We start from the raw sequence: 15,424 nt of genomic DNA, 5'->3' as shown, positions 1-15,424 counted from the left end.
GCGCCTCTGTGCGTTCGCATCAATTCGCTGCAAGCAAGCTCACGCCACATAGCGCGTCAATCAAACAGCATATCAGGATGCGTCGCCCGGAGATCATAGCTTCTTCTACGGCGTGTAGTAGGCCAACCTAGCAGCACCCGCGTTGACGGTTGAATGTTCTCACGCGCCCACTCATTCCCCTCGACAATATCAAGGACATACAAGAGGTCGCTCACCATACTCAGGAAGCTCGGCATGTTCGAGATGACCTCTTTCGGCATCGCGCCGCTATGCGTCAATTTGTTTCGGCGCTTCGCAAGCTCTTCCACCTCTTTGAAGAGCGGACGCAGCTTTTCCCACTCTGCGAGACCAATTCCCTTAGATGCATGGAGCTGAGGTAAGTAATCGCGCAGCATCTTTACCACTGGAGGAGCAGGAGCCTCCATCATGAGCCACTCCGTCTCTGGCGCGATCCTTGCGATGTGCATTTTCACACCAGCCTCAAGAGCGCTTGCAGCTAACAGCAACGCACTGCGAGGTGCTGAGTGGACCGCCCCTTGCGCCTCCCTGAGTAGTTCGTGACCGAGCGGCTCCTCGGCCTCGACCTTCGCCCAAAGTTCGTTGAAGTCTCGCTGATCTGCCACGCTCCACTCGATTCCGGCGGGGGACCTTCCAATCCACTCCCGCTGTCTCCTGCCAACAATTCGATAATCACCGCTTGGCGAGACCCTCCAACAGAGAATTGGCTCCCGCTCGAATACATCATGGGGCCCATCGATCTCTTGTTGCCATCTGATCAGCTTGAAGAACCTTTCCAGCGCTGAGCGCAGTTCACTAGCCACCTCATCGCAGATTGTTTGTAGGGCGGGTGGGTAAAGCTCCAATGGAAGCTCGAACCCTTTCGTTAGCTTACCATTCGCATCGATGAGCTGCTTCTTGTCGCGGACGAGGGGAAGCTTGATGGTCGCTTTGGGGTACATCCTAAAGCGACGGTTCATCACATCTGTTGCAAACGCCTGTAGTTCCGGATCGACCGTTCTGCTGCCGTAAGCGCGACATTCGAGCCCGTGGTGTAGGCCGCTCCCATCTTCGTTAGGATCGGCAGGCTTGATTGAGACGTTGACCGGAGGAATTTCCGCTTGAAAAGCTATTCCATCGGGCCGATGCGGGTTGAAGAAGAAGCCTCGCAAATTGGCCATGAGGAGGAAGTCAAGCTGATGCTTTGCTGACACACTGTGACCTTCGCGATTAACAACAGAGGAGGTGTACTTCAGGGACTGAAAAATGGGAGAACTTTCGAAAGGGTGATCGCTATCCGCCCGAGGCAGGTTTCCCCCCGGTGGGGCGGCCCGCCTCATCGAACTCTCTTTGGCCTTTTGGGTAGAAGCGCAATCGCGACAATCATTCTGCGTTCAGAACGCTGCTCTCCTCTCGCGTTGCTTTGACAAGAGGCGACGATCTCCTGAATCCATCGTCCCGACCTTAGGCCCGCGAGCGTCGGGGCAATCCCCAGTCCATTGCTCACATGGGTATGCCCTAGCGAGCACGACGACCGTAGCTGGATTAGAAAACTCTAGGTCCCTGCCGATTTCCGCCAATGCGCAAACAAATTTGGCGCGCACCGCCGCTCCCCCTCTCGCTCCCCCGATCTGATTGACCGAGGAGACACGAGGTGGACAGGCGAGCTAAGCTATTCGGCTGCCAGGAAAATTTGGAGCGGGCGAAGGGGCTCGAACCCTCGACCCCGACCTTGGCAAGGTCGTGCTCTACCACTGAGCTACACCCGCATCCTGTGTCGGTCGCATGACGCGCCGGCAACGGCTGTCGTATGCCAAAAGCGGACGGCGAATGCAACAGCTACCGGCAGCATAGATTCGCAATTGAAGGGCCATATGGACCCCGAACGCGGCCAAATCGCCCGAAAACGTCCCGGAACCGGCGAATCGGCCCTGATGGATTGAAATTCGGCCCATTCGGCCCAATCTAGGAGCCGACAACGAAGCATATGATTTGGCGACGTGCTAAAGAGCCGCCATTCCAGACATCAGACGAGGGGATCCCGTGACGATCATCGACCAGGGTAACGGAGCGGCGGGCGCGGCCGCGGCCGATTTGATCAAGGACACCACCACCCAGACCTTCGTGAAGGACGTCATCGAGGAATCGAAGCGCCAGCCGGTGCTGATCGACTTCTGGGCGGAGTGGTGCGGCCCCTGCAAGCAGCTCACGCCCGTATTGGAAAAGGCGGTCAAGGCGGCCAAGGGCAAGGTCAAGCTGGTCAAGATGAACATCGACCAGCATCCGGCGATCCCGGGCCAGATGGGCATCCAGTCGATCCCGGCCGTGATCGCCTTCGTCAACGGCCAGCCGGCCGACGGCTTCATGGGCGCAGTGCCGGAGAGCCAGGTCAACGCCTTCATCGAAAAGGTGACCAAGGGCGTGACGGCGCCGGGCGAGCCCAATATCGCCGAGATCCTGCAAGAGGCCGAGGCGGTGCTCGCCGAGGGGGACGCCGCCGCCGCGGCGCAGATCTATGCCGAGGTGCTGCAGCACGATTCGACCAACATCGCGGCCCTTGCCGGACTCGCGAAATGCTACGCCGTCTCCGGCGCGATGGAGCAGGCCAAGCAGACGCTGGCGATGGTGCCGGAATCCAAGCGCAACGACCCCGCCGTGAAGGCCGTGCAGACCGCGATCGATCTCGCCGAGCAGGCGGAGCAGCTGGGGCCGGTGGCCGAGCTGGAACAGAAAGTCGCCGCAAACCCGCTCGATCATCAGGCACGCTTCGACCTTGCGACCGCGCTGAATGCGCAAGGCAACCGGGCGGCGGCCACCGAGCAGTTGCTGGCGATCATCAAGCGCGACCGCAAGTGGAACGACGACGGCGCCCGCAAGCAGCTCGTGCAATTCTTCGAGGCGTGGGGTGGCACGGATGATGCTACCGTCGAGGGACGAAAGCGCTTGTCGACGATCCTGTTTTCGTAAGGGTTATTGTTGGAGCATGATCTTGTCGGAAAGCCGCTTCACACTTTGCGCTAACGCGGCCCTCCGGGTCCGGATCATGCTCTAGCGGTCTAGCGGGGTCCAGATGCCGATCAACATCGAATATCGCGGCCCCGCCGACCTGCCGGAGATCATTCCGGTATTTCCGCTGCCGGGCGCGCTCTTGCTCCCGCGCGGCCAGATGCCGCTCAACATCTTCGAGCCGCGTTACCTTTCGATGGTCGACGATTCCTTGCGCGACGGCCATCGCCTGATCGGCATGATCCAGCCCGACATCGCGCACTCGCCGAAGAATTCCGACAGGCCGGCGCTGTTCCGCGTCGGCTGCGTCGGCCGCATCACCCAGCTCGCCGAATCCGGCGACGGCCGCTACCTCCTCGAGCTCACCGGCGTCTCGCGCTTCAAGGTGGTCAAGGAGCTCGAAGTGCTGACCGCCTACCGCCAGTGCAAGGTGGACTTCTTCACCTTCGTCGACGACTTCACCGCGCGCATGGGCGAGGACGAGGTCGATCGCGAGGCGCTGCTGACCGTGCTGGCGGATTTCCTGAAGGCCAACAATCTCAAGGTCGACTGGGAAGGCGTCGAGAGCGCGCCTAACGAAGCGCTCGTCAACGCGCTGGCGATGATGTCGCCCTATGGCCCCGCGGAAAAGCAGGCCATGCTGGAGGCGCCGGATTTGAAGACCCGCGCCGAAATCCTGATCGCGGTGACCGAGATGGATCTCGCCAAGAAGCGCACCAGCGGCGATCCGCCATTGCAGTGAGGGGCGCGCTGCCGCGTCACGCTCCGTCATGCCCGGGCATAGCCGTCCGAAGGACGGCGTCGCTTCGCTCGCCGATGACCCGGGCATCCACGTCTGAGAGGCACAAAAGAACGTGGATGGCCGGGACAAGCCCGGCCATGACAAGGAGAGAGCGCCGCCTCAAAAACCCTATTGATGATGGCGGATGCGCTTGCGTCCGGTGAACATCGCGCGGATCAGGTTCTCGCGCTGGAGAAGCCCCATCAGCACGACGCCCAGCACGTGTACCACGGCCAGCACGATGACGGCGTCGGATGCAATCGCGTGGGTATCCTCGACCCACCACAGGCCGAAGAAGGTGACGGTCACCGACATCGCCCCCGTGATGGCCGAGATGGCGATCGCCAGCAGCAGCGCTACCAGCATCAAGGTGCCGGCTGGATTGAGGCCGATATAGCGGCCGGTCATGCCGCGGCGTAGATTCCAGAGATAGTGTGGCGCGACCCGAAGCCGGACGCCGACCATGCGGAAGCGCGAATAGCGGCTTCCCCAAAAACCCCAGACCAGGCGGAAGGCGAGAAGCCCGAGCACCGTATAGCCGACGATGCGGTGAAGGGTATCGTAGACGGAGGGCGTGAACCACGCGGCCAAGATGCTGACCGCGAGGGCCCAGTGCCAGAGGCGTAGCGGGAGGTCCCAGACTGCGACCGTCCGCGAAGCCGTTCGATCCGCGGGGGTCCCGTCGGACGCCCCGCGCGTTTCTGGCACCGCTTCGTCGATCAAGCCGTGACTATCCTCAAGCCTTGCTCAAGCCCTTGCTTGAAACCTTACTTGGCAACCGTCTTCTTCAGGCTAAGATCTTCCGGGCTGTAGAACAGCTCGTAGAGCTTGCCTTCCTTGACGCCGTAGACCTCATAGCACGAGCCTTCGATCTTGGAGCGCCGCACTTCGTAACCCAGCGCCTTGGCCTTGGCTTCGGCTTCGGCGGCCGGCTTCCACGACGCCTTGTCGAGCTTGGTGCAATCCTTGAACCCGTCGGCCATGGCCGCCGAGCTCATACCCATGCCGACCGTCAGTGCAATTGCAACAACACGAATGACCTTCACGAACGTCTCCTCCTCTGTCGTGTGCGCGCGTGGCGCGAAGCGGGAGCGAGGGAAGCAAAGGCGATGATGAAGTCAATCCGGTTTGGACGCGGATGGCTTTAGAGTTATTCTAACGATCCGGAAAAGATCAGTTGGCTCCGTAGGCAGCAGGCATTTGAGCGGCCGCTGCGGCCTTACGCCTCACGGTTTGACGGCCGGCATTCTGGGCGCGGCACCTCAATAGCCGGCAACCGCCATCGCAACGACGGCACTGAGCGCCATCCAGCCGAAATGCCGGCCGCGCGTGGCCCACGCGTTGGCGACAGCCGAGAAACCGAACACACAGACCATGGTGATGACGATCCAGCGGCGCGCCAGCTCCGAGTCCATCCAGGGCGCCGCGATCAGGAGCACACCACCACCGATCCAGGCGACGGTCGAGGCCTGCCAGACCAGGCGAATTAGGGTGCGGAGCCGTTCCGGCTCGATGCGGGCGCGGGCAAAGACCTTGGTCTCGCCGAGAACACCATGGATGAGGGCCACGGCAATGGCCACGACGCCGGAGCACTGGAGCAAGAGATCACGCATCGGCACAGCTCCCTGAAGCTTCGTCCATACAGTTGTGTATAGTGAGATAGGCGCTGGCCCGCCGCCTGTCAATACACTAGTGTATGGCCAATTTCCGGAACCGGTCATGACCGAACAACTCTCCGCCGACGACTGGATCAAACAGGGCCTGAAGGCGCTGGCCAAGAACGGCTTCACGGCCCTGAAAGCCGATCGGCTCGCAAAGGCGATGGGCGTCTCGCGCGGCAGCTTCTATTGGCATTTCGCCGATCTCGGCGCGTTCCACGCCGAAGTCCTGAAGCGCTGGCGCGAGATCGCGGCCGAACAGATCATCGCCGACGTCGAGGCCGCCGGCGACGAGCCGCTGAAGGCGCTGCTGCGGAGATCCTTTGGCGCGCGGCTCGACCTGGAGCGCGCCGTGCGCAGCTGGGCGGCGTTCGATACGGCCGCGCAAGGCGCGGTCCGCGCGATCGACCGCCGCAGGATCGACTATATCGAGACGCTGCTTGCGATGCGGGGCCTTGAGCCGGCGAAGGCGCAGGCCCGCGCGCAGATCCTGTACTGGACATTCCTGGGCTTTGCCTTGTCGGGCACGCCGGTACCGGCGGCACGGCTCCAGGGCCTGCTCGACGAGATCATGCGGATGGTCTCTGCCTAGATTCTTGTTTTGACGCGTTTTCTTTATGCGAGCCGGTACCCACTTCGCTCGAAAACGCTCTGGTGGCGCAATGGGCGGCCGCGATTTTCTGTGCTAGAGGCAAGCGATCTTCGGAGACCCCAATGAACGCGCCCACCGAACGCCCCGAAACCAGCGTCGATCCCAAATTGCTGGAGATCCTGGTCTGCCCGCTGACCAAGGGTCCGCTGGAGTTCGATTCCGCAAAGCAGGAGCTGATCTCGCGCAGCGCCAAGCTGGCCTACCCGATCCGCGACGGCATCCCGATCATGCTGCCGGAAGAGGCGCGCAAGATCGATTGATCAGGCGGCCCTCATGGTGAGGAGGCGCGATAGCGCCGTCTCGAACCATGAAAGCCCGGCTCTCTCACCTCGGCCTTCATCCTTCGAGACGCGCGCAAGCGCGCTCCTCAGGATGAGGAGTTAGAGCTTGCGCGATTGCTACAACGCCTCACCTTTCAGCAACCGCGGGATCTCACCGGTCAAACCAGCGGCCTGGCGGATGAAGAGGTTCTTCAGCGGCGGGGCGCGGTCGACGAGGCCGAGGCCGATGTCGCGCACCGTGCGCAGCAGCGTCGACTGGTTGGAGAACAGGAAGTTCAGCGAGTTGGTGGCAACGCCCATCGCCATGGTGTCGAAGCGGCGCCAGCGCTGATAACGTTCGAGCACGTCGACGCCGCCGAGATCCATGCCGAGCCGCGCGGCATCGACCACGACTTCGGCCAGTGCTGCGACATCCTTCAGCCCCATGTTGAGGCCCTGGCCCGCGATCGGATGGATGACATGCGCGGAATCGCCGACCAGCGCGAGACGCTCGGCGATGAAGGAGCGCGCCACGAAATAGGACAGCGGGAACGCACGCGGCTTGTCGAGCGCCTTGACCTCGCCGAGATGCAGGCCGAACCGGCGCTCGAGCTCGCCGTGGAACTCCTCGTCGCTCAACGCGATGATGCGCGCGGCCTCGCTGCGGCGCTCGGTCCACACCAGCGAGGATCGTTTTCCGGAGAGCGGCAGAATCGCGAAGGGACCCGCGGGCAGGAAGTGCTCCTCGGCGCGGCCGTCGTGATCGCGCTCATGGCCGACGGTGACGACGATGCCGGATTGATCGTACTCCCAGCCATGGGTGACGATACCGGCGCGCTCGCGCAGTTTCGACCGCGCGCCATCGGCGGCGACCAGCAGGCTTGCCGCAATCACGCTGCCGTCGCCAAGCGTCACGTCGACGCCTTCCGGGCGCGCGTCATAAGACGCGACCGTCGTGGCGCGGAGATCGATGCCCTCGGCTTCGGCCCGCACCACCAGCGCGTCGATCAAACGGCGGTTCTCGACCATATGCGCAAACGGTTCGCCCGGCGCGACATCGCCGGCAAAGTTCAGAAAAACCGGACGGGTGGCGTCTTCCAGCTTTGAATCGGTGACGACCATGTCGAGGATCGGCTGCGCCTCGCCCCTGACGGCGTCCCAGGCGCCGATGGCCTCGAACAGGCGGCGGCAGGCGGCCACGATCGCGGTCGCGCGCGGGTCGCGGCTCGGACGGGTCGCGAGCGCGGGGTCGGCGACGATGACGGGAATCTCGGGCCCGAGCCCCTGGCGCAGCGCCAGGGCCAGCGCGAGGCCGGCAAACGCGCCGCCACCAATGACAATGCTACCCTGTACCGGCATACCAAATTCCTGGTTCACACTTCGGCTTTTCCAGGCCTTGCTAGCAGACTTGAGGTGGGCGAAACAGTGCGGTGAAACAAGGGCGGAACTGCCTCATTCCGTCATTCCGGGGCGCGCAAAAGCGCGAACCCGGAATCCAGAGGTTATCGGCTCGGGATTCCGGGGTCATCGCTGTCGCGATGCCCGGGAATGACGAGATGCTTCGAAAGCACCATCATGTCCAAAGGCCTGATCGACCTGATCTCGATTCTCGACCTCGAACAGCTCGAGGTGAATCTGTTCCGCGGCAACAGCCCGAAGACGGGCTGGCAGCGGGTGTTCGGCGGCCAGGTGATCGGGCAGGCGATGGTTGCGGCCTGCCGCACGGTCGAGGGCCGGCTGCCGCATTCGCTGCATTGCTATTTCATCCTGCCGGGCGATCCGCAGATCCCGATCATCTACCAGGTCGAGCGCCTGCGCGACGGCAAGAGCTATTCGACCCGCCGCGTCACCGCGATCCAGCACGGCAACGCGATCTTCTCGATCATGGTGTCGTTCCACACCGACGAGGAGAGCGCGTTCGATCATCAGGACAAGATGCCCGACGTGCCGCCGCCGGAAAAGCTGACGGCGGAGGAGGTGGCGAAGCAGCCGATGTTCAAGGAGATGCCGGAGTTCATCCGCCGCTACTACGAGTCCGATCGTCCGATCGAGCTGCGCCCGGTCGAGCTCGGCCGTTATTTCGGCCAGAAGATCGAGGACGGCCGCATTCACGTCTGGATCAGGACCGCGGCAAAGCTGCCGGACGATCCGGCGCTGCACATGTGCGCGCTGGCCTATGCCTCGGATTTTTCGCTGCTCGACGCGATCATGGCGCGCTACGGCCGCACGCTGTTCGACAAGCGCATGATGCCCGCGAGCCTCGACCACGCGATGTGGTTTCATCGCCCGTTTCGCGCCGACGAATGGCTGCTCTACGCGCAGGATTCGCCGAACGCACGCGGCGGCCGCGGCTTGACCCGCGGCTCGATCTTCAAGCCCGACGGCACGCTGGTCGCCTCCGTCGCGCAGGAAGGTTCTGTGCGCGAGCGGAAGTCCTAGCGCCCAGGCGCGAGTTCGTCGCGCCTGGGATTTGCGATCAAGCTCCGAGCGACCCGCGCGGAGCGAGCTCGGTCTGCGACGCGAACCAGTTCATGATCCAGCGATACACCCACGGGATCGGGATGATGAGGCTGGACAGGATCGCGGCGACGATGCCGCGCCAGAGAATGCCGAGACCGCTGCCCTTGAACACGATCTCACGGCGCGTGCCTTCGATGCTGCGGCAGAACCAGCGCATCTGCGCCGCGGCGACCCAGGCCCAGCCGATGATCGTGATGATCGAGATCGCGAACAACAGATTCCAGCCGATATAGGCCCAAGCTGAGCCGGAGAAGCTGAGCCCGAGCGGCTGCTCGTTGGAGGCGAGGTTCGCGACCATCCATTTGATCAGCAGCCAGTAGAGCACGATCTGCGCGATGAACAGCAGATTGCTGAGCAGCGCACTGCCGATGACGCCGATCGCGATCGCCAGGACGATGAAGCCGAAGAACCAGGGCACCAGCGTCATCGCATTGCCGGTGAAGCTGAGATTGGGCCGGCCGGGCACCTTCACGCAGGACACGATCCATTTCGTGTACCAGACGAACACCCACGGCACCGGAATGATGAGGCACATGCCGATCAGCATCACGATGCTGCGCCAGGTGAACTCGAGGATGCCGAAATCGACCGACAGCGCTCCTCCGCTGCCACCGCCACCACCAGCGTAGCCGGCGCCAGCGTAACCACCGGAGCCCATCATCGGCGGACCGCCGGCCGGCATCATCGGGGGCGCACCGCCACCGCCGATCAGGCCGGGAATTTCGGCGGCCTTCTGCCAGCCGGCCATGCCCTCGGACCACACCAGCGTATCCGGGCGCACAACTCCCTGCGCGACCAGGTCGCGGAATTGCCCTTCCGGATAGGGTCCCTGTTGCTTGCCCTCGGATGCGTAGAACCAACTCGCCATGAAGCGTCCCCCTCAAACATACTTTTGTACCGGCCGGGACGCTTCGGTTCACCGCATCCATGCCAAAAACGCATTGTGAAGGATGAACGGATGCCCTGTACAGAGGCGGCGGTTCACATGGCCAAACGTTTTTCCGCTTCAGTCTGCAAGTTTTTTATGCCATTTGCCCGGAAAGATGCCAGATTGACGCTGCGCCGGGGACATACGGCGTGGCGCATCCCCGGGGAATAGGCCTGACCATGAAACTCGTCGTCGCGATCATCAAACCCTTCAAGCTCGATGAAGTCCGCCAGGCGCTGACCGCGATCGGCGTCCACGGCATGACCGTGACCGAGGTGAAAGGCTACGGCCGCCAGAAGGGTCATACCGAGATCTATCGCGGCGCGGAATATGTCGTGAACTTCCTGCCGAAGCTGCGGATCGAGATCGCGGTCGCCTCCGACGTCGCCGACAAGGCGGTCGCCGTGATCACCGCGACGGCGCGCACCGGGCAGATCGGCGACGGCAAGATCTTCGTCACGCCGATCGACCACGCGCTGCGCATCCGCACCGGCGAAACCGACAGCGACGCGCTTTAAGGCTTTTTGTTTTGACGCGTTTTCTTCACGCGAACCGGTATCCACTTCGCTCGAAAACGCTTTGATCCTTCTTCGATCGCACCGGGCAACGACGCCACAGCGTGCGACGCCAATTGATGCCGGGGGGAATGACATGGCGGGATTGTTGCGCCGCGCAGCTGCTATGGCTGCGCCGCTCGGATTTGTGACGTTCGTTGCGGCGCCCGCATACGCCGCGGGCTCTGAGATCAACACCGCCGACACCGCCTGGATGATCGTCGCCACCGCGCTGGTGCTGATGATGACGATCCCCGGCTTGGCGCTGTTCTATTCCGGCATGGTGCGCAAGAAGAACGTGCTCGCCACCATGGCGCAGAGCCTCGCCGCGGTGACGATGATCTCGATCCTCTGGGTGGCGTTCGGCTATTCGCTCTGCTTCGTCGGCGACGGGCCTTGGATCGGAACGCTCGACCGCTGGTTCCTCGCGGGCATGACGATGGACAGCGTCAACCCGGCGGCGAAGACGATCCCGGAAGCGCTGTTCATGCTGTACCAGATGACCTTTGCCATCATCACGGTGGCGCTGGTCGCGGGCTCGGTCGCCGACCGGATGCGATTCTCCGCCTATCTGGTGTTCTCGGTCGCCTGGTTCATTTTCGTCTACATTCCGCTGGCGCATTGGGTGTGGGGCGGCGGCTTCCTCGCCAGCATGGGCGTGCTGGATTTCGCCGGCGGCCTCGTCGTGCATCTGTCGGCCGGCACCGCCGGCCTCGTCGCCGCCAAGGTGATGGGCCGCCGCCACGGCTACGGCACCGAAAATCTGTCGCCGTTCGATCTGTCGCTCGCGGTGATGGGCACCGGCCTGTTGTGGGTCGGCTGGTTCGGCTTCAACGGCGGCTCGGCGGGCGCAGCCAATTCGCGCGCGGTGCTGGCGATCATCGCGACGCATCTTGCGGCCTGCTCCGGCGCGCTGACCTGGGGCGCGATCGAATGGTCGACCCGGCGCAAGCCGTCGGTGCTCGGCATGATCTCCGGCGCGGTCGCCGGGCTCGGCACGATCACGCCGGCTTCGGGCTTCGTCGCGCCCTGGCATGGCATCGTCATCGGTATTGTCGCCGGCGCCGTCTGCTACTGGGCCTGCACCTGGCTCAAGCACCGCTTCAACTATGACGATTCCCTCGACGTGTTCGGCGTCCACGGCATCGGCGGCCTGACCGGCACGCTGCTGGCCGGCGTGTTCGCGACTTCCGCGATCGGCGGCACCGCCGGCCTGATCGAGGGCCATCCGCAGCAATTGCTGATCCAGCTCTACGGGGTCGCCGTCACCTTCGTCTGGGCGGCCGGCGTGAGTTTCGTCCTGCTCAAGCTGGTCTCCCTGTTCGTGCCCTTGCGCGTATCCCGTGAGCACGAGCTGGAGGGACTGGATATTTCGCAGCACGGAGAAGCGCTTCAGTAATCGGGGGCTTGCGCGACACATAAGCACATGCTTATGTATTGGCATGATCGAAGCCGACATCTTCAAGGCACTGGCCGACCCGACGCGCCGAAAGGTCTTTGAGAAGCTCGCCGGCGGAAGCCTGAATGCCAGCGCTTTGCGCGACGGTTTGGAGATCAGCCAGCCGGCGATGTCGCAGCATCTTTCGGTGCTGCGCGCGGCAGGCCTCGTACGCGAACAGCGGCAGGGCCGCTTCGTGAACTACGAAGTCGACCCGGACGGAATCGTGGCCATCGGCACATGGCTTGCGCGCTACCGTGCCTACTGGCCGAAGCGCATGGAAGCACTCGCCGATCTCCTCAAGGACATGGATCAATGAGCGACGCAGCGAAACCTGATCCCTCCGACGCAAAACTGGTGCTCGAATATGAATTCGACGCGCCGCCAGCAAAGGTCTGGCGCGCCGTCACCATTCCGGCCTTGCGCGAGCGCTGGTTGCCGGATTGCGACCTTGCAGGCGCCGAGCCTGAATCAACGATCGCAGGCGAAGAGGTGCGCTACCGGCTTCGCGATTCAGAGCCGCCGTTTCGCGAGAGCCACGTCATCTTCCGGATCGAGCCGAACGAGGACGGCGGCACGCGCTTCCGCATCATCCAGCAAGCCTGCGAAGAGCGAACAAAGCTGCCGCAGCCGGCCAACAGCAATTGCTGCCTGATGCGCGCGGCGGCTTAAACACCAACAAGACTTCGTCACCTGCAAACATGGAGGTCGCCAATGCGCGACATGCTTCAGCTCGTCCCTATGGTTGTCGAGCAATCCGCCCGCGGCGAGCGATCCTTCGACATCTATTCGCGGCTCCTGCGCGAGCGCATCATCTTCCTCAACGGCGAGGTCAATGATGCGATGTCCGGACTGGTGTGCGCGCAATTGTTGTTCCTGGAGGCGGAGAATCCGAACAGGCCGATCAATCTCTACATCAACTCCTATGGCGGCGTGGTCACCTCTGGTCTCGCCATGTACGACACCATGCAGTTCATCAAGGCGCCGGTTCATACGCTGTGCATGGGCACCGCGCGCTCGATGGGCTCGTTCCTGCTGATGGCCGGCGAGCCAGGTCACCGCGCCGCGCTGCCCAATGCGAGCCTTCACGTGCATCAGCCGCTCGGCGGCTTCCAGGGCCAGGCGTCCGACATCCTGATCCATGCCAACGAAATGCAGGAGACCAAGCGGCGCATCACCCGGCTCTACGCGCAGCATTGCGGGCGCACCGAGGCGGAGGTGGAACGGACCCTGGACCGCGACCACTTCATGACCGCGCAGCAGGGGGTCGAGTGGGGATTGATCGACCGGGTCTTTGCGGAGCGCGAGGCCGCCTGACGATTCAGGCCGGTTGCGCGCATCCCGTGAGCACGCCGAGGGCCGGTTCGATATTTCGCAGGGCGGCGGGGCCCTTTGTCGGGCCCCTTCTGTAATAAAATACCTTCTTGCTGCCCGACACGTGAGCAGCAATTGTGTCGACAGCCTGTCGTGCCCGCTTTTTGATCAGGCGTGACCACGTTTTGAGCGCGACGTATTAGCGCACTGCACCGCAGCACGCGTCAAACGCGAAAACACCCGTTTTCATAGTCCGTTAGGCAACGCGCCCGATCTGGCACGGCATTTGATTCTAAGGGTGCTGGCTGTGCCCGCGTAGTGAACTTCTCCCTCGTGGCGAACCAGTCGAGAAACGCCCGGCCACGTCCGGACCGGGCCAAGCGGGGATAGGACCCATGAAAATTGTTATGGCGATTATCAAGCCATTCAAGCTGGAAGAAGTCCGTGACGCCCTGACCGCCATCGGCGTTCACGGTCTCACGGTGACGGAAGTCAAGGGATATGGCCGCCAGAAAGGCCATACGGAAATCTATCGCGGTGCCGAATACGCCGTGAGCTTCCTGCCCAAGATCAAGATCGAGGTCGCTGTCGCCTCCGACCAGGTCGACAAGACCATCGACGCCATCACGTCCGCCGCGAAAACCGGGCAGATCGGCGACGGCAAGATCTTCGTCATCAACCTCGACCATGCGGTTCGCATCCGCACCGGCGAGGCCGATGCCGCGGCCCTTTGATTTCGCGCTCAACCTTTACCAATCAGGAGTGAATAAAATGACGTTTAAGCGTCCCTATGGCGCGGGATTGGCGGCTCTCGCAGTCGGCATGTTCGCTGCGACCGCGGCCTATGCCGAGCCAACGGTCAACAAGGGAGACAACGCCTGGATGCTGACATCGACAGTGCTCGTGCTGTTGATGACGATCCCCGGCCTCGCGCTGTTCTACGGCGGTCTTGTCCGTTCCAAGAACATGCTCTCCGTGCTGATGCAGGTGTTCTACACCGTCTGCGTCGTCACGGTAATCTGGGCCGTGTACGGCTACAGCCTCACCTTCACCGGCGGCTCCGACTTCATCGGCGGCTTCTCCAAGGCCTTCATGATGGGCGTCACCACCGACTCGAAGGCCGCGACCTTCTCGGTCGACGCCAACATCTCGGAGCTCATCTATATGTGCTTCCAGATGACCTTCGCGGCGATCACGCCGGCCCTCATCGTCGGCGCCTTCGCCGAGCGCATGAAGTTCGCGGCAATCGCGCTCTTCATCCCGCTCTGGGTCACGCTGATCTACTTCCCGATCGCGCACATGGTCTGGTACTGGCCCGGCCCGGACATGATCCAGGACGCTGCCAAGGCACTCGCTGCTGCCACTGATGCGGCTGCGAAGACCGCGGCGCAGGCCAAGCTCGACGAGATCAACGCCGACGCCGGCTGGATCTTCAAGAAGGGCGCGATCGACTTCGCTGGCGGCACCGTGGTGCACATCAACGCCGGCATCGCAGGTCTCGTCGGCGCTCTGCTGATCGGCAAGCGCGTCGGCTACGGCAAGGAGCTGATGGCTCCGCACTCGCTGACCATGTCGATGATCGGCGCCTCGCTGCTCTGGGTCGGCTGGTTCGGCTTCAACGCCGGCTCCAACCTCGAAGCCAACGGCGGCGCAGCCCTCGCCATGACCAACTCCTTCGTCGCCACCGCGGCCGCCGCGCTGTCGTGGATGTTCGCGGAGTGGATCGTGAAGGGTCACCCGTCGGTGCTCGGCGTCATCTCCGGCGCTGTCGCGGGCCTCGTGGCCGTCACGCCTGCCGCCGGCTTCGCCGGCGTGATGGGTGCGATCGTCCTCGGCCTCGTGGTCGGCGTGGTCTGCCTGTTCTTCTGCACCGTCGTGAAGAACGCGCTCGGCTACGACGACAGCCTCGATGTGTTCGGCGTGCACTGCGTCGGCGGCATCGTCGGCGCCCTCGGCACCGGCATCCTCGTCAATCCGGCGCTGGGTGGTGCGGGCATCATCGACTACACCGCGATCCCGCCGAAGGTTGCCGATTACGACTTCGCGGCGCAGATGGTCTCCCAGCTCTGGGGCGTCTGCACCACGCTGGTGTGGTCGGGCATCGGTTCGGCGATCCTCTACAAGGTCGTCGATGTGATCGTTGGCCTCCGCGCCAATGTCGAGACCGAGCGTGAAGGCCTCGATATCACCGAGCACACCGAGCGCGCCTACAACATGTAACTCTCCTCCCGGGCGCGGCCTCCGCGGGGGCCGTGCCCACAACTACGGTTTGGGGCACATACCCGGCAATGTCCCGACCGTTGAGGGGCTCCAGCG

At 63.2% G+C, this 15,424-nt stretch carries 18 protein-coding genes and 1 tRNA gene; 12 read left to right on the top strand and 7 right to left on the bottom strand.

Features of this window, described 5'->3' with window-relative positions; genetic code table 11:
* Window positions 1-56: 56 nt before the first annotated feature.
* Both AB7531_RS01440 and AB7531_RS01435 read right to left on the bottom strand, forming a co-directional pair.
* Window positions 57-1,337: a hypothetical protein gene (locus AB7531_RS01440; RefSeq protein WP_441279841.1), complete on the bottom strand. Its 1,281-nt coding sequence runs from the start codon at window positions 1,335-1,337 to the stop codon at window positions 57-59.
* A gap of 354 nt (window positions 1,338-1,691) precedes the next feature.
* Window positions 1,692-1,766 (bottom strand) — tRNA-Gly (locus tag AB7531_RS01435).
* A gap of 274 nt (window positions 1,767-2,040) precedes the next feature.
* On the opposite strand from AB7531_RS01435, the gene trxA reads away from it, so the two are divergent.
* Complete coding sequence (gene trxA, locus AB7531_RS01430; protein ID WP_063980302.1) at window positions 2,041-2,964, top strand: thioredoxin; 924 nt, start codon at window positions 2,041-2,043, stop codon at window positions 2,962-2,964.
* A gap of 103 nt (window positions 2,965-3,067) precedes the next feature.
* Window positions 3,068-3,745 (top strand): LON peptidase substrate-binding domain-containing protein, encoded by a 678-nt coding sequence (locus tag AB7531_RS01425; protein ID WP_063980301.1) that lies wholly within the window; start codon window positions 3,068-3,070, stop codon window positions 3,743-3,745.
* Window positions 3,746-3,913: 168 nt separating this feature from the next.
* Here AB7531_RS01425 and AB7531_RS01420 read toward each other — a convergent pair whose 3' ends face one another.
* From AB7531_RS01420 to AB7531_RS01410, 3 genes are all read right to left on the bottom strand, one after another.
* Window positions 3,914-4,507, bottom strand: coding sequence for a cytochrome b/b6 domain-containing protein (locus AB7531_RS01420; RefSeq protein WP_084794915.1), 594 nt, complete (start codon window positions 4,505-4,507; stop codon window positions 3,914-3,916).
* Between the two features lie 44 nt (window positions 4,508-4,551).
* Entirely contained in the window at window positions 4,552-4,830 is a 279-nt protein-coding gene (locus AB7531_RS01415; protein WP_028150199.1) for a PepSY domain-containing protein, read from the bottom strand.
* A 216-nt stretch (window positions 4,831-5,046) separates the two neighbouring features.
* Window positions 5,047-5,397 carry a hypothetical protein gene (locus AB7531_RS01410; protein ID WP_063980300.1) on the bottom strand — a complete coding sequence of 117 codons (351 nt, stop codon included), beginning with the start codon at window positions 5,395-5,397 and terminating at the stop codon, window positions 5,047-5,049.
* Window positions 5,398-5,503: 106 nt separating this feature from the next.
* On the opposite strand from AB7531_RS01410, the gene AB7531_RS01405 reads away from it, so the two are divergent.
* The gene (locus AB7531_RS01405; protein ID WP_063980299.1) at window positions 5,504-6,034 is read left to right on the top strand and encodes a TetR/AcrR family transcriptional regulator; all 531 of its coding nucleotides are present in this window, start codon (window positions 5,504-5,506) and stop codon (window positions 6,032-6,034) included.
* Between the two features lie 122 nt (window positions 6,035-6,156).
* Window positions 6,157-6,354: a Trm112 family protein gene (locus tag AB7531_RS01400; RefSeq protein ID WP_011083431.1), complete on the top strand. Its 198-nt coding sequence runs from the start codon at window positions 6,157-6,159 to the stop codon at window positions 6,352-6,354.
* A gap of 138 nt (window positions 6,355-6,492) precedes the next feature.
* Here the strand turns inward: AB7531_RS01400 and AB7531_RS01395 are convergent, their stop codons facing one another.
* The gene (locus tag AB7531_RS01395; protein ID WP_063980298.1) at window positions 6,493-7,713 is read right to left on the bottom strand and encodes a ubiquinone biosynthesis hydroxylase; all 1,221 of its coding nucleotides are present in this window, start codon (window positions 7,711-7,713) and stop codon (window positions 6,493-6,495) included.
* Window positions 7,714-7,929: 216 nt separating this feature from the next.
* On the opposite strand from AB7531_RS01395, the gene tesB reads away from it, so the two are divergent.
* Window positions 7,930-8,793: an acyl-CoA thioesterase II gene (gene tesB, locus AB7531_RS01390; protein ID WP_063985977.1), complete on the top strand. Its 864-nt coding sequence runs from the start codon at window positions 7,930-7,932 to the stop codon at window positions 8,791-8,793.
* A gap of 37 nt (window positions 8,794-8,830) precedes the next feature.
* Here the strand turns inward: tesB and AB7531_RS01385 are convergent, their stop codons facing one another.
* On the bottom strand, window positions 8,831-9,742 hold the full coding sequence (locus AB7531_RS01385; protein WP_063980297.1) for a DUF4339 domain-containing protein: 912 nt from the start codon (window positions 9,740-9,742) through the stop codon (window positions 8,831-8,833).
* Window positions 9,743-9,981: 239 nt separating this feature from the next.
* Here AB7531_RS01385 and AB7531_RS01380 point away from each other — a divergent pair, with 239 nt between their 5' ends.
* The 7 genes from AB7531_RS01380 (at window position 9,982) to AB7531_RS01350 (ending at window position 15,328) form a co-directional block, all read left to right on the top strand.
* Window positions 9,982-10,320, top strand: coding sequence for a P-II family nitrogen regulator (locus tag AB7531_RS01380; protein ID WP_008142802.1), 339 nt, complete (start codon window positions 9,982-9,984; stop codon window positions 10,318-10,320).
* A 133-nt stretch (window positions 10,321-10,453) separates the two neighbouring features.
* Window positions 10,454-11,755 (top strand): ammonium transporter, encoded by a 1,302-nt coding sequence (locus AB7531_RS01375; RefSeq protein ID WP_063980296.1) that lies wholly within the window; start codon window positions 10,454-10,456, stop codon window positions 11,753-11,755.
* Window positions 11,756-11,798: 43 nt separating this feature from the next.
* Entirely contained in the window at window positions 11,799-12,113 is a 315-nt protein-coding gene (locus tag AB7531_RS01370; protein WP_014490770.1) for an ArsR/SmtB family transcription factor, read from the top strand.
* Window positions 12,110-12,466: an SRPBCC family protein gene (locus tag AB7531_RS01365; RefSeq protein ID WP_063980295.1), complete on the top strand. Its 357-nt coding sequence runs from the start codon at window positions 12,110-12,112 to the stop codon at window positions 12,464-12,466. The genes AB7531_RS01370 and AB7531_RS01365 overlap by 4 nt, the downstream gene beginning before the upstream one ends.
* A gap of 42 nt (window positions 12,467-12,508) precedes the next feature.
* Entirely contained in the window at window positions 12,509-13,111 is a 603-nt protein-coding gene (locus AB7531_RS01360) for an ATP-dependent Clp protease proteolytic subunit (RefSeq protein WP_038932646.1), read from the top strand.
* Window positions 13,112-13,503: 392 nt separating this feature from the next.
* Complete coding sequence (locus AB7531_RS01355; RefSeq protein WP_008142813.1) at window positions 13,504-13,842, top strand: P-II family nitrogen regulator; 339 nt, start codon at window positions 13,504-13,506, stop codon at window positions 13,840-13,842.
* Window positions 13,843-13,879: 37 nt separating this feature from the next.
* Complete coding sequence (locus AB7531_RS01350; protein ID WP_063980294.1) at window positions 13,880-15,328, top strand: ammonium transporter; 1,449 nt, start codon at window positions 13,880-13,882, stop codon at window positions 15,326-15,328.
* Window positions 15,329-15,424: the final 96 nt, after the last annotated feature.

The sequence above is a fragment of the Bradyrhizobium sp. 63_E2_N1_3 genome, from assembly GCF_052076005.1.
Taxonomy (GTDB): domain Bacteria; phylum Pseudomonadota; class Alphaproteobacteria; order Rhizobiales; family Xanthobacteraceae; genus Bradyrhizobium; species Bradyrhizobium barranii.
The sequence above is the reverse complement of the archived record's forward strand: the minus strand, read 5'-3'. Positions and strand labels throughout refer to the sequence as shown.